General features: G+C 70.4%; 12 protein-coding genes and 1 tRNA gene. 8 read left to right on the top strand and 5 right to left on the bottom strand.

The annotated features are described in order from the left end of the window. Positions 1-133 precede the first annotated feature (133 nt). The 5 genes from RNB18_RS08495 to RNB18_RS08475 form a co-directional block, all read right to left on the bottom strand. Positions 134-1,606 (bottom strand): peptidoglycan D,D-transpeptidase FtsI family protein, encoded by a 1,473-nt coding sequence (locus RNB18_RS08495; protein ID WP_311713512.1) that lies wholly within the window; start codon positions 1,604-1,606, stop codon positions 134-136. Then, positions 1,603-3,057: an FtsW/RodA/SpoVE family cell cycle protein gene (locus RNB18_RS08490; protein WP_057609046.1), complete on the bottom strand. Its 1,455-nt coding sequence runs from the start codon at positions 3,055-3,057 to the stop codon at positions 1,603-1,605. Before RNB18_RS08490 ends, RNB18_RS08495 begins: the two co-directional genes overlap by 4 nt. A gap of 27 nt (positions 3,058-3,084) precedes the next feature. Continuing rightward, positions 3,085-4,650, bottom strand: a complete 1,566-nt coding sequence (locus RNB18_RS08485) for a Stp1/IreP family PP2C-type Ser/Thr phosphatase (RefSeq protein WP_311713686.1) — start codon at positions 4,648-4,650, stop codon at positions 3,085-3,087. Between the two features lie 98 nt (positions 4,651-4,748). Next, positions 4,749-5,261: an FHA domain-containing protein FhaB/FipA gene (locus tag RNB18_RS08480; protein WP_037707129.1), complete on the bottom strand. Its 513-nt coding sequence runs from the start codon at positions 5,259-5,261 to the stop codon at positions 4,749-4,751. A 10-nt stretch (positions 5,262-5,271) separates the two neighbouring features. After that, complete coding sequence (locus RNB18_RS08475; RefSeq protein WP_311713511.1) at positions 5,272-6,147, bottom strand: DUF3662 and FHA domain-containing protein; 876 nt, start codon at positions 6,145-6,147, stop codon at positions 5,272-5,274. A 468-nt stretch (positions 6,148-6,615) separates the two neighbouring features. On the opposite strand from RNB18_RS08475, the gene RNB18_RS08470 reads away from it, so the two are divergent. The 8 genes from RNB18_RS08470 (at position 6,616) to RNB18_RS08435 (ending at position 13,330) form a co-directional block, all read left to right on the top strand. Then, positions 6,616-6,702 (top strand) — tRNA-Leu (locus tag RNB18_RS08470). A gap of 433 nt (positions 6,703-7,135) precedes the next feature. Beyond that, positions 7,136-7,339, top strand: a complete 204-nt coding sequence (locus RNB18_RS08465; RefSeq protein WP_311713510.1) for a hypothetical protein — start codon at positions 7,136-7,138, stop codon at positions 7,337-7,339. 179 nt (positions 7,340-7,518) lie between these two features. After that, positions 7,519-8,529: a helix-turn-helix transcriptional regulator gene (locus tag RNB18_RS08460; RefSeq protein WP_311713509.1), complete on the top strand. Its 1,011-nt coding sequence runs from the start codon at positions 7,519-7,521 to the stop codon at positions 8,527-8,529. 176 nt (positions 8,530-8,705) lie between these two features. After that, positions 8,706-8,975, top strand: a complete 270-nt coding sequence (locus RNB18_RS08455) for an acyl carrier protein (protein ID WP_311713508.1) — start codon at positions 8,706-8,708, stop codon at positions 8,973-8,975. Between the two features lie 33 nt (positions 8,976-9,008). Then, positions 9,009-10,271 carry a beta-ketoacyl-[acyl-carrier-protein] synthase family protein gene (locus RNB18_RS08450; protein ID WP_311713507.1) on the top strand — a complete coding sequence of 421 codons (1,263 nt, stop codon included), beginning with the start codon at positions 9,009-9,011 and terminating at the stop codon, positions 10,269-10,271. Continuing rightward, positions 10,268-11,431, top strand: coding sequence for a beta-ketoacyl synthase N-terminal-like domain-containing protein (locus RNB18_RS08445; RefSeq protein ID WP_311713506.1), 1,164 nt, complete (start codon positions 10,268-10,270; stop codon positions 11,429-11,431). Before RNB18_RS08450 ends, RNB18_RS08445 begins: the two co-directional genes overlap by 4 nt. Beyond that, positions 11,424-12,461 (top strand): beta-ketoacyl synthase N-terminal-like domain-containing protein, encoded by a 1,038-nt coding sequence (locus tag RNB18_RS08440; RefSeq protein WP_311713505.1) that lies wholly within the window; start codon positions 11,424-11,426, stop codon positions 12,459-12,461. The genes RNB18_RS08445 and RNB18_RS08440 overlap by 8 nt, the downstream gene beginning before the upstream one ends. A 41-nt stretch (positions 12,462-12,502) precedes the next feature. Beyond that, a complete protein-coding gene (locus RNB18_RS08435) occupies positions 12,503-13,330 on the top strand; it encodes an alpha/beta hydrolase (protein ID WP_311713504.1) in 828 nt (275 codons plus the stop codon). The last annotated feature ends 15 nt before the right edge of the window (positions 13,331-13,345 follow it).

Below are 13,345 nucleotides of genomic sequence, written 5' to 3'. Positions count from 1 at the left end.
CACGTGTGTGCCGTCGGAGGCTGCACTCCGGGCCTACCGTACCCGGCTAGCTTTGTGTGACCTGGCCAAGTGCGTCACCCGATACAGGACCGGTATCGCAACGTGCACCGATGTGAAGGGGACGTGAGCGGGGTCACTTCTTGGAGTCGATGACCGCCTCCATGACGCTCTTGGCGATGGGGGCGGCGAGACCGCTGCCGGAGATGTTCTCGCGGACCGCGTTGTCGTCCTGGACGACCACGGCCACGGCGACCGGCGCGCTGTCGCCGACCTTGGCATAGGAGATGAACCAGGCGTACGGGTTCTTGCTGTTGTTCTCGCCGTGCTGCGCGGTACCGGTCTTGCCGCCGACGGTGACGCCCTGGATCTGGGCCGTCGTACCGGTGCCCTTCTGGACGACCGTCTCCATCATCGACTGGAGGATCTGCGCGTTCTCCGCCGACAGCGGCTCGCTCATCTTCTCCGGCTCGGTCTTCTCCAGGGTGTCCAGGTTCGGGGCCTGGAGGGAGTCGACCATGTACGGCTTCATCAGGGTGCCGTTGTTGGCGACGGCCGAGGCGACCATGGCCATCTGGAGCGGGGTCGCGGCGGTGTTGAACTGGCCGATGGAGGACAGCGCGACCTCGGAGGGCGCCATGTCGTCGGAGAAGACCGGCGCGCTGGAGCGGACCGGCGTGAACTGCTCCTCGGTGAAGCCGAACTTCTTGGCCTCGTCGAGCATCTTCTCGTTGCCGAGGTCGGAGCCGACCTTGCCGAAGACCGTGTTGCAGGAGTACTGCAGCGCGGTCCGCAGAGTGGCGTTCTCGCAGGGGATGTTGCCCTCGTTCTTCAACTGGGTCGTGGTGCCCGGCATGGTCCACGGCAGCGGCGACTTGGTCTTCTCGTCCGCCGAGGTGTACAGCCCGTTCTGGAGGGCGGCGGCCGCGGTGACGACCTTGAAGGTGGAGCCGGGCGGGTAGACCTCGCGCAGCGCCCGGTTGAGCGAGGGGTCGTCGGGGTTGTTCTTCTTGTCGAGCTTCTTCCAGGCCTCGGCGTCGGAGTCGCTGCCGCCGGCGATCGTCGAGGGGTCGTACGACGGGTAGGAGGCCAGCGCCAGGATCTTGCCGGTGGAGGGCTCGATGGCGGCGACCGCGCCCTTGCCGCCCTGCTTCTTCAGACCGTTGTAGGCGGCCTTCTGCGCGGCGGCGTTGAGCGTGGTGACGACGTTGCCGCCCTCCTTCGGCTTGCCGGTGAGCATGTCGAGGGTGTTGCGGAAGAAGAGCCGGTCGTCGTTGCCGGTGAGGATGCCGTCCTCGATGGACTCCAGCTGGGTGGCGCCGTAGGACTGCGAGACGAAGCCCGTGACCGGCGCCCACATCGCGCCGTCCTTGTAGGTGCGCTTGTACTTGAAGTCGCCCGACGTCGTCTCCGCGTGCCCGGTGATGGACTTGCCGTCGACGATGATGTCGCCGCGGGGAGTGGCGTACCGCGCGATGAGGACACGGCGGTTGTCCGGGTCCTCCCTGAGGCTGTCGGCCTTGACGTACTGGAGCCAGTTGTCGCGGATGAGCAGGGCCAGGACCAGGAGGCCGCAGAAGATCGCGATCCGGCGCAGGGGCTTGTTCATGACGGGCGGACCACCTGGGTCATCTCGGCGTCGGGGCTGGGGGCGGGGGCGGGCGCCGGGCGGCGTGCGGTGTCGCTGATTCTGATCAGGATGCCGATCAGGGCCCAGTTGGCGATGACGGAGGAACCGCCGTACGCCAGGAAGGGCATCGTCATACCGGTCAGCGGGATCAGGCCCATCACACCGCCGGCCACCACGAAGACCTGGAGCGCGAAGGCGCCGGACAGGCCGATCGCGAGGAGCTTGCCGAACGGGTCGCGGGCGGCGAGGGCGGTGCGTACGCCGCGCTCCACGATCAGGCCGTAGATCAGCAGGATCGCCATGAGGCCGGCCAGGCCCAGCTCCTCGCCGAAGGTGGCGAGGATGAAGTCGGAGTTGGCGGCGAAGCGGATGAGCTCGGAGTGGCCCTGTCCCCAGCCGGTGCCGAGGGTGCCGCCGGAGCCGAAGGCCCACAGGGCCTGCATGGCCTGCTCGGAGTGGACGAGGCCGTCGTTGCTGCCGTTGCGGCTGAGCAGGTACTCGTGCATCGGGTTGAGCCAGGCCTGGACACGGGTCTGGACGTGCGGTTCGAAGCTGGCCACGCCGACGGCGCCGGCCGCGGACATCAGCAGACCGAAGACGATCCAGCTGGTCCGCTCGGTGGCGACGTACAGCATGATGATGAACATTCCGAAGAACAGCAGCGAAGTACCGAGGTCGGTCTCGAACACCAGGATGAGGATCGACATCATCCAGACGACGATGATCGGGCCGAGGTCGCGGCCGCGCGGCAGGTACAGGCCCATGAAGCGGCGGCTGGCGAGGGCGAGCGCGTCCCGCTTGACCATGAGGTAGCCGGCGAAGAACACGGCGAGGACGATCTTGGCGAACTCGCCGGGCTGGATGGTGAAGCTGCCGACCTGGATCCAGATCTTGGCGCCGTAGGTGATGTTGGCGCCCAGACCCGGGACCAGCGGGAGGAGCAGCAGGACCAGCGCGCCGACCATCGAGATGTAGGTGTAGCGCTGCAGGACGCGGTGGTCCTTGAGGAAGACCAGGACGACGGCGAAGAGGGCGATGCCCATCGCCGTGTAGATCAGCTGGTTGGTGGCCTTGCCGCCGGCGACATGGATCTGCTGGAGCAGCTTGGACTGGTCGAGGCGCCAGATCGCGACGAGTCCGAGGCCGTTGAGCAGGGTGGCCAGCGGCAGCATCAGCGGGTCCGCGTACGGGGCGAACTTGCGGACGACGAGGTGGGCGACGCCGGCCAGGAGGCCGAGGCCCAGGCCGTAGCTCAACAGCCCGGTGGGGACCTGGTCGTCGATGGCCAGACCCACGTTGGCGTAGGCGAAGACCGGGATGAGGACGGCGAACACCAGCAGCGCCAGCTCGGTGTTGCGGCGGCTCGGGGCGCCGATCGCGCCGATCGTGGACGTGTGGTGCGTCGACGTGTTCGAAGTACTGCTGCTCATCGTGTGACAGGGCCTCTCACGGCTTGCCTACTGCGTACCGCAGTTCCCGACGACCTGCTTCTCCTCGTCCGAGAGGGTGGGGCCGGGGGTGGGCGTGGGCGCGGTCGGGGATGCGGAAGCGTTCGGGGACGGGGAGGACGTGCTCGTCGGGGTCGGTGTGGCCTTGGACGTCAGGGAGGACTGAGTGGTTCCCGTGGTGCCGCCGGCCTGGCCCTCGCCCGTCTTGGAGTTCTTCTCGCTCTCCTTGGCCTGCGCCTCGGCCTGCTTCTTGCAGGCGGAGGCCTGGACGCCCAGTTCGTCGATCTTCTTCTGGGCCGTCTTCAGGCCGCCTTCGGCGATGGTGCCCTCGACCGACTTCTGCTGGTACGGCGGCAGGTACTTGAGTTCGATCTCGGGGTGGTCCTTGGACACCTTCGAGAGTGAGACCCACGCCAGGTCCTGGCTGATGCCGCGGTACAGCGCCACGTGCTCGTCGTTGACGCCGACGTAGTACTGGGTCTGCGTCCAGCGCCAGCCGCCGTAGAGGCCACCGCCGATGACGGCGAGCGCGAGGACCGAGTAGAACGATCTCTTCAGCCACTTGCGGCCCTTGCGGGGCTTGACGAAGTCGTCGTCGGAGTAGTCGCCGAAGCTGTCCGCGGGGACGTAGCCGGTGGTGTCGGAGGAGCTGGGCTGGCCGTACTCGCCGCCGCCCTGCCCGTGGCCCTGGCGGCCGAGCCCGGAGGCGCGGCCCGCGGGGGTCTGCATGATGCCGTTGTCGTGCAGCTGGTGCTGGTTCTCGGCGACCGCGCCGACCACGACCGGGGTGTCGGAGAGCTGCCCGGCGAGGGTGTCCCCGGTGTCCAGGTCGAGGACGTCCGCGACGATGACCGTGATGTTGTCGGGGCCGCCGCCCCGCAGTGCGAGCTGGATGAGCTCCTGCACGGTCTCCTGGGGGCCCTGGTAGCTGGCGAGGGTGTCCTCGAGCGTCTGGTGGGAGACGACGCCGGACAGACCGTCGGAGCAGATCAGGTAGCGGTCGCCGGCGCGGACCTCACGGATGGAGAGGTCGGGCTCGACGTGTTCACCGCTTCCCAACGCCCGCATCAGCAGCGAGCGTTGGGGGTGGGTGGTGGCCTCTTCCTCGGTGATGCGGCCCTCGTCGACCAGGCGCTGCACCCAGGTGTGGTCCTGGGTGATCTGCGTGAGGACGCCGTCGCGCAGCAGGTACGCGCGCGAGTCGCCGACGTGCACGAGGCCGAGCCGCTGGCCCGTCCACAGCAGAGCGGTCAGCGTGGTCCCCATGCCTTCGAGCTGGGGGTCCTCCTCGACCATGGAGCGCAGCTGGTCGTTGGCGCGCTGGACGGCCACGCCGAGCGAGGTGAGGACGTCGGAGCCGGGCACGTCGTCGTCGAGGGCGACGATGGTGGAGATGGCCTCGGAGGAGGCGACCTCGCCGGCGGCGGCGCCGCCCATGCCGTCGGCGATGGCGAGCAGGCGGGGCCCGGCGTATCCGGAGTCCTCGTTGCCCTCCCGGATCATGCCTTTGTGCGATCCGGCGGCGAAGCGCAGTGACAGACTCATGCGCACCTCGCCCGTCGGCTCCGGGTACATCCGCACGGTGCCCACCCTCCGGTCGGGAGCGCGCCGGGGCCCGGGGTGGGGGCCCACACCGCGTGCTCGCTCCGCTCGCGCCTATTCATGATGTAGCACTACTTCCGCAGCTCGATGACGGTCTTGCCGATGCGGATCGCCGCGCCCAGCGGAATCGGCGTCGGGGTCGTCAGCCGCGTTCGGTCGAGATACGTGCCGTTGGTGGAGCCCAGGTCCTCGACGATCCACTGGCCGTCGCGGTCCGGGTAGATCCTGGCATGGCGGCTGGAGGCGTAGTCGTCGTCCAGCACGATGGTGCTGTCGTGCGCCCGGCCCAGCGTGATGGTCTGGCCCTGGAGGGCGACCGTGGTGCCGGTGAGGGTGCCCTCGGACACGACGAGCTTGGTGGGGGCGTTACGGCGCTGGCGGCCGCCGGCCGCCGGCTGCTGGCGCTGCTGCGGAGGCGCCTGCCGCTGGGCCTGCTGGGCCCGGCCGGCCTCCCGGCGCGAGCCGCGCTGGGTGACACGCGTACCGAACAGGTCGCTGCGGATGACCTGCACGGCCACGATCACGAACAGCCACAGTACGGCCAGGAAACCCAGCCGCATGACCGTGAGGGTCAGCTCTGACATTGCCCCCGCTTCACCCTTCGGCTTGCCGGTAAATGATGGTGGTACTGCCCACGACGATCCGCGAGCCGTCGCGGAGCGTAGCGCGGGTGGTGTGCTGCCCGTCCACCACGATGCCGTTGGTGGACCCGAGATCCTGGATCGTCGAGGGCGTTCCGGTCCGGATCTCACAGTGCCGGCGCGAGACGCCGGGGTCGTCGATCCGCACGTCGGCTTCGGTGCTGCGACCCAGCACCAGCGTTGCGCGGGAGATCTGATGGCGGGTGCCGTTGATCTCGATCCAGTGGCGGGTACGGGAGCCGGGCGCGGGCGCGCCGACCGGGCCGCCGGCGCCGGGGCGCTGGGCCTGGGCGGGCTGCGGATAGCCGTAGCCGCCGGGGGCGCCACGGCCGGGAGGCGGGGCGGACGGCATGGGCGGAGCGCCTGCCGGTGCGGCCGGCGGGTAGCCGTAGCCGCCGGCTCCCGCGCCGGGCCGGGCGGCCGGGGCCGCGGTTCCGGGGGCCTGCTGGTCGGTGGAGCCGGCGAGCGTACGGCTGCGCACCCGGTACAGACCGGTGTCGAGGTCGTCCGCCTTCTCCAGGTTGACCTTGATCGGGCCCATGAAGGCGTAGCGCTGCTGCTTGGCGTAGTCGCGCACCATGCCGGCGAGCTCGTCGCCGAGCTGGCCCGAGTAGGGGCTGAGCCGCTCGAAGTCCGGCGTGCTCAGCTCCACGATGAAGTCATTGGGTACGACCGTGCGGTCGCGGTTCCAGATGGTGGCGTTGTTGTCGCACTCCCGCTGGAGCGCGCCCGCGATCTCCACGGGCTGCACCTCGGACTTGAACACCTTGGCGAAGGTGCCGTTGACCAGACCTTCGAGACGCTGCTCGAACTTCTTCAGGACTCCCATGAGGCACCTCCTCCGTCCTTGCCGTCCTGGGTACTGCGCTGTGTGCTGCTTACCTGGTACTGCTTACTGATCGTATCCACGCGCCGGTGAATCGGCTGGTTCCCCCTGTCGGCACTGTCGACGGGTGTCGACGCCTCCGAAGTTCCCTCTGGAGCTCCACTTCGAACTCCGCGGTCGAACTCCTCTGTCAAGGATCGTAGAGGTGGCCGCAGACCAGTGTCCCGCACCTGACTGTGGAGCCCGACCGGCTCCGGGGCAGACGGGCGCTACCGGTACGAGGTTGATACGTGAACAAGCACAGGTTGATACGTGGCCGACGGCACCCGGGTTCGGTGGACCGCATCCGAACCCGCTGGTGGGCGGCTGCCCCCGGATATGGGATGTGAACCCACCCCCTCCTGCGTGCTAATGTTCTGCGTGTCGGAGGGCGCCGCACCGCAAGGCGAGGAGCCCGAGGACACACCCAATGCGCGGGTGGCGGAATAGGCAGACGCGCTGGATTCAGGTTCCAGTGCCCGAAAGGGCGTGGGGGTTCAACTCCCCCCTCGCGCACCACTGGAAGCCCCTCAGGTCCTGGACCTGAGGGGCTTCTTGTTGTCCCGGTGCGGGGCCCGGGTGGTGGCGGGGCTCACGCTGTGAGGTCGCTCTCACTGGCATCAAGCTGCACCCCCGGGCCGGGCTCCGGGGCGGGCGGCGGGTGTTGTGCGGAGCGGGTGGCTGGGCGGGGTCTGCGGAGGGGGGAACTCCGGCGCGTTGGGCGGGCGTAGCGCCAGGTCAGTCGGCTCCGGTCGCGGAGCGGGATTTCGGGGGCGGAAACCGGCGGGGTGCATTCCGCTGTCAGCACCTTGCCAGCGCAGCTCCCTGCATTGCTTTTCTGTGGTGGTGCGCGGAGTTCCTCGGTGAAGATTCAGTTGTCGGCAGGACGGGGAAATCCGGCCGACGGAATCGCAAGAAATTTAATTCTTGATTTCCGAGGGGGAAATACTTCATGCGTGACAACCTGCTGCGTGCCGCCGTCGCCACCCTGGTTCTTTCGGCCACCGTCGTGCTGGGAGGCGCGAGCGTTTCTGCCGCCGCCTCCGGTTCCGCCCAGGTGGCCGGGGTGTCGACGGTCGCCGCTCCGCAGGACCCCATCTGGGGCTCGGTGACGGTGACGACGGACAGCCCGGACGAGGACCCCATCTGGGGATGAGACGGTCCCCCCAGGGGGATGGAAGTCGGCCAACCGTGGCCGAAAGGGCCCGCTTCGATGAAGCGGGCCCTTTGTTACTGTGCGGTCACCCTGTGGATCGTCACATTTTCGTTGCCAATCATTTTCTGGATAAACATAATGATCGGCGGCACTTTGTGATCACTGGGGGAGGAGCACAGATGCTGGAGCCGCTCGGGCTGCCGTCCCATGTGTCCGAGATCTACCGGTCGCTACTCAGACAGCCGGGGTCCGTGGAGGACCTCGTGTCCTCCCTGGGGTGGCGGCCGGAGCGAGTGCGCTCCGCGCTCGACGAATGTGTACGGCTCAATCTCGTAAAACCCTCCTGGGGCGCTCCGGAAAACCTGCGCGCGGTGAGTCCGGAAGTGGCTCTCCAGGCCCTGGTGACGCGTCGGGAAAACGAACTCCTGGAACGGCAGAAAGAATTGGCCGAGGCGCGGACGGAAGTCGCGCGATTCATCGACGACCACAACGCCGCGCAGCAGGATCTGCGGGGCTCGGTCATCGAGCGGCTCAACGGGCTGGAGGAGATACGTTCCCGCATCGAGGAGCTCACGCAGAAGTGCGAGGGCGAGCTGCTGACGTTCGCGGCCGGAGGACCCCAGACCGCGGAGAGCCGGCAGGCGAGCCGGCCGCTCTGCGAGGACCTCGCGGGACGCGGAGTGGCGATGCGCAGCGTGTATCTCGACAGCGTGCACAACGATCCGGCGACCGTGGAGCACCTGCGGTGGCTGCACTCGCACGGGGACGAGGTGCGTACCACCGTGTCACTGCCGTCGCGGATGCTCGTGTTCGACCGGGCGCACGCGGTGCTGCCGACGGATCCCGACGACTCCGCGGCGGGGGCGCTGGTGCTGCACGGGCGGGGGGTGCTGGTCGCGCTGGGCGAGCTGTTCGAGCGGGTGTGGGAGAACGCGCTGCCCTTCACCCGGGGGCGGCCGCAGCACCGGGAACGGGGGGAGGGGGAGCTGACCTCGCAGGAGCAGGCGGTGCTGCGGCTGCTCGGGGAAGGGCTCACGGACGAGGTCGTGGCGCGCAAGCTCGGGGTCTCGGTGCGGACGGGGCGGCGGATCACGGCGGAGTTGATGAGCCGGCTCGGGGCGCGGAGCCGCTTTCAGGCAGGGTTGCGGGCGGCGCAGCTGGGGTGGCTCGCGGGAGCTGAGGAGGAGTAGCGCGCCCACGGGGGCCGGCCGCGCAGTTCCCCGTGGGCGCGAAGTAGGTGCGGGCACCCGCGTTCCGAGCAGGGGCGCAGAGACCGTATAGGGGCCGTATAGCGGGCGATCTCAGTCTTGGGGCGTCAGAGGGCGGGGCCACCGGGCTCCGGCAGTGACGTACTCAGGGAGTCGAGATGAGCAACGTGAGCCTGACGGACGGGCTGGACGCCGAGCGGAAGCAGGAGATCAAGGAGATCGTCTGCGACATCCTCGAGATCGACGAGGACGAGGTCACCGGGACCAGCCTCTTCAAGGAGGAGCACGACGCGGACTCGCTGCGGGCCATCGAGATCCTCGCCGCCCTGGAGCGGACGCAGCACGTGACCATCGACCAGGCCGAGCTCAGCCGCATGGTCAACCTGGAGGGTGTGTACGCGGTGGTGGCCGAAGCCGCCCGGCACTGACGCCCCTTCCGACCGTCAGACGGGTGAGCTGCGATGAATGCTTCGATCAGCACGGACACACAGGCCTCCGGCCGCCGGGTCGTCATCACCGGACTCGGTGTGATCACCAGCATCGGCATCGGAGTCGAGGCCTTCACCGGCGGACTCCGTGACGGACGCAGCGGCGTCAAGCCGATCACCGCGTTCGACACGACCGGTTTCGCCCACGCCAACGGCTGCGAGGTCACCGACTTCGAGCCGGAGCGCTGGATCGTGCGCCAGCACCCCGAGGAGCTGGGCCGGGCGAGCCAGTTCTCGGTGGCCGCCGCGCGGATGGCGGTCGAGGACGCGGGCATGACCGAGGAGGACGTACGGGCCCGCCGCTCCCTGGTGTCCGTGGGCACCACGGACGGCGAGTCCCGCGACCTCGACCAGCTCGTCGGGATGAGCATCGACAGCGGGCCCGAGGAGTACGACCCCGCCGTCGCCCGGCGCGTTCCCGCGGGCCGGCTCTCCGCGGGCATCGTGCGCGAGCTGGGCCTGACGGACGTGGAGGCCGTGACGATCCCGACCGCGTGCGCGGCGGGCAACTACGCGGTCGGCTACGGCTACGACGCCCTGCGCAGCGGAGACGTCGACATCGCCCTGTGCGGGGGCGCGGACGCGGCCTGCCGCAAGACGTTCACCGGGTTCTACCGGCTCGGCACCGTCGCCCCCGAGGTGTGCCGCCCCTTCGACAAGGACCGCGAGGGCATCCTCACCGGGGAGGGAGCCGGCATCCTGCTCATGGAGAGCCTGGAGTCGGCGCTGGCCCGCGGGGCGCGGATCTACGCCGAGGTGCTCGGCTACGGGCTCGCCTGCGACGCCCTGCACCCGGTCGCACCGGACCAGGGCAGCATCGCGAGGACCATCGAGATCGCCCACCGCAACGCGGGCGTGACCCCGGACCAGGTCGACTTCGTCTCCGCGCACGGCACCGGGACGAAGGCCAACGACATCACCGAGGCGGGCGCCATCCGCCAGGTGTTCGGCGAGGACGCCATGCCGCGCACCGTCTCCATCAAGTCGATGATCGGGCACAGCATGGGCGCGGCCAGCGCCGTCTCCGCGGCGGCCTGCGCCCTGGCGATCACCGAGGGCTTCATCCCGCCGACGATCAACCACCGCGAGACCGACCCCGAGTGCGCGGTCGACTGCGTACCCAACGAGGCCGTCGCGGCGGAGCTGACCATCGTCCAGAACAACGCGCTGGCCTTCGGCGGAAACAACGCCGTCCTCATCCTCGGCGCGTTCCGGGACCACCGGAGCGCGGCATGAGCTGGATCGTGACCGGGATGGGGGCCGTCGCCAGCATCGGCGGCAGTGTCGAGGAGATCTTCGACTCGCTGGTCGCGGGGCGGAGCGGGCTCGGACCGCTGCGCGGCTACGACCGGGAGAAATTCCGGGCGCAGGTGGCCTACGAGATCGACGACCGGCCGGCGCCCGGCGTCGACGAGCCGCTGCGGGCGACCCGCTGGCTGGAACAGGCGGTCGCCGCGGCCGCCGCGGACGCCGGGCTCGGGGACGACCTGTCCTCGGTGCCGGTGCTGGTCGGGACGACGCTCAGGGAGCTGCGCTCCGTCGAGCTGTCCTGGCGCGACGGGATCCCCTTCGACGCAGCCGACCTGCACTTCGGCACCATGCTGCGCCGGCGCTTCGGTGCCGCCGACACCCACACCGTCGCCAACGCCTGCTCGGCCTCGCTGTACGCGCTGGCGATGGGCGCCGACCTGCTGGAGGCGGGCGCGGCGGACACCGTGGTCGTGGCCGGGGTCGACACCATCACCGAGAGCACCTACGGGCTGCTCGACCGCTGCTACCCCGAAGCGCCCGACCGGGTACGGCCGTTCGACCGGGCCCGGCGCGGGATGCTCCAGGGTGAGGGCGCCGTGGCCGTCGTCCTGCGCAGGCAGGCGGACGGCCCGGGAGCGGCGGCCCGGGTGCATGCCCGGGTGCGCGGGGTCGCGGTCAACTGCGACGCCTACCACCCCTCGGCGCCGGACGCCAAGAGCATCGCCGCCGCCGTCCAGGAGGCACACCGGCGGGCCGGCGTACGGCCCGCGGACATCGACCTGGTCATGCTGCACGGCACGGGCACACCGCTGAACGACGAGGCCGAGTCGACCGCGCTGGGCTCGGTGTTCGCGGGGCTGGACGTCTCGCCGTACATGACGGCCATCAAGTCGATGACCGGGCACACCGCCGGGGCGTCCGGGCTGCACAGCCTGGTCGCGGCGGTGGACGTGCTGCGCACCGGGACCGTGCCGCCCACCGTGTACCTCGACGATCCCGTGGAGGCCGTGGCCGGGTTCCGGCTGGTGCGAGGCGTGGCGGAGCGGCCGGCCGAGCCGATGCGGCTCGCGCAGATCGACTCCTTCGGGTTCGGCGGACTCAACGCGGTCGCCGTCGTAGAGCGCGTGGGGGCGAGTGATGAGTGAAGCCGTCACGGCGGATGCCGTGATCACCGGGCTGGGCAGTGCGGTCCGTGGACTCGACGGGCCCTGGCAGTTGCTCTCGGCGTTGCCCGACGGGCATCGTGAGGCCGCAGACCCCGTCTCGCGGCTGAGCGGGCGCGGGCTGCGGTACAAGGACCGGGCAACCAAGCTCGCCATGGTGGCGGCACGGGACGCGCTGCGGGCGGCCGCGCTCCTCGACGAGGCCGGCGATCTGACGGTGCCGGGCGAGAGCGTCGGGGTCAGTGCCAGCACCAACTACGGCAACGCCGACACCGTCTGCGAGACCGTGCGGACCATCGCCGAGTCGACCTACCTCGGCACCAGCCCGATGATGCTGCCCGCCACCTCCAGCAACGTGGTGGCCTCCTGGGTCGCGATCACGCACGGGCTGCGCGGCGCCAACCTGACCCTGTGCAACGGGCCCACCTCCGGTCTCGACGCCGTCAACTGGGCCCGGCTGCTCATCGGTTCGGGGCGGGCCGAGCGGATGCTCGTGGTGGGTGTGGAGCCGGACAATCCGGCGGTGCGCCATGTCACGGGGGTCGCCCAGGAGCGTGCGGGCGGGGTGCCCGAGCTGTTCGACGGGGCGGCGGCGCTCGTCGTCGAGTCGAGGACCTCGGCCGAGGCGCGGGGGGTGCGGCCGCTGGCCGTCCTCGGGCCGTACGCGCGGCGGGGCCGGCATGCGGACGCGGTGTCCGAGGTGCGGCGGCGTACGTCCGGGGTTGTCGGCCTGTGGTGTGTGCCCGAGCATCCGGAAGGGGTGCGGGCGCCTGCGGCGGGGCTGGGTGCGGCGGCGGGCAGTGCCGTGCCGGTGCACGACCTGACCGCTCTGTACGGTCCGGCCTCCGGTGCGCTCGGGGTTCTTCAGTGCGCTGCCGGGGTGGTGTGGCTGGAGGGGCGGTCCGGTGCTGTGGCCGAGGTCGTTCTCGCCAGTGCGGGGACGGGGGACGCCGGCGGCGATGACGCGGGTGCGGCGTTGCTGCTGCTCGCGGCGGCGGGGGGTGCGGCGTGACGGCCTCGCCTTCGGCCTTGGTGTTCCCACCCGCACCACCCGTGCCGCTTTCGTCGCCGTCGGCGGCCGCCCGGGTCCGGTTGCGGCGAGGGGCGCTCGGAGCCGTCGAGCCGGTGCGGGTGTTGCTGCTGCACGGGCTGGCCGGGAGTACGTCCCAGTGGGGGGCGTACACGGAACTCGCCGATGACGCGGTCGAGGTCTGGGACGGGGTGCTGCCCTGGGGGGCCGAGGGCGACCCGCGGTGGAGCGTCACCGAGGAGCCGGGCCGGCATGTGGAGCGTGCTCTGGACGAGGTGCCCGGTGGGGTGGACGTGGTCGTCGTGCACTCCTTCACCGCGGGACCGGCCCTCGAGGTGCTGGCCCGGCGGGGGGACATCGGGGCCGCTGTCGTCGTCGCTCCCTTCCACCGGCGCTCCCCCGACGCCTTCACCTGGGACGACGCCCAGTACTACCTGAACGGGTTCCACCGGATCCTCGAAGAGGGACTGCGGATCGGCGCGGGTGACCGCGTCCCGCCCGAGCTGCGTGCCGCGATGGCGCTCAGGGTGCGGGAGCGGATCGGGCCGTACGGCTGGCAGCAGTTCTTCGGCGCCTATCTGCGCAGCCCCGGACTCGACGTCGACGCGCTGCGGCTGCCCGTGCTCGTCGTGGCCGGCGCCGAGGACTTCGCCGCCCCGCCCGAGGACGCGCGGGCGCTGGCCGCCGCTCTGCCCGACGGCCGGCTGCGGATGTTCGACGACTGCGGGCACTGCGCGATGGCGGAGCGGCCGCGGGACTTCGCCGACGCCGTGCACGAGCTGCTGTACGAGGTCTTTCCCGAGCGGGTCGGGACGTCGGGCGTCGCCCGCGCGATCCGCACGGCCTCCTGAGGCCGGTCCGGACCC

Origin of the sequence: Streptomyces doebereineriae (assembly GCF_031845645.1) — a bacterium.
Taxonomy (GTDB): Bacteria; Actinomycetota; Actinomycetes; order Streptomycetales; family Streptomycetaceae; genus Streptomyces; species Streptomyces canus.
Note: the sequence above shows the minus strand (reverse complement) of the source record. Positions and strands in the feature narration are given on the sequence as shown.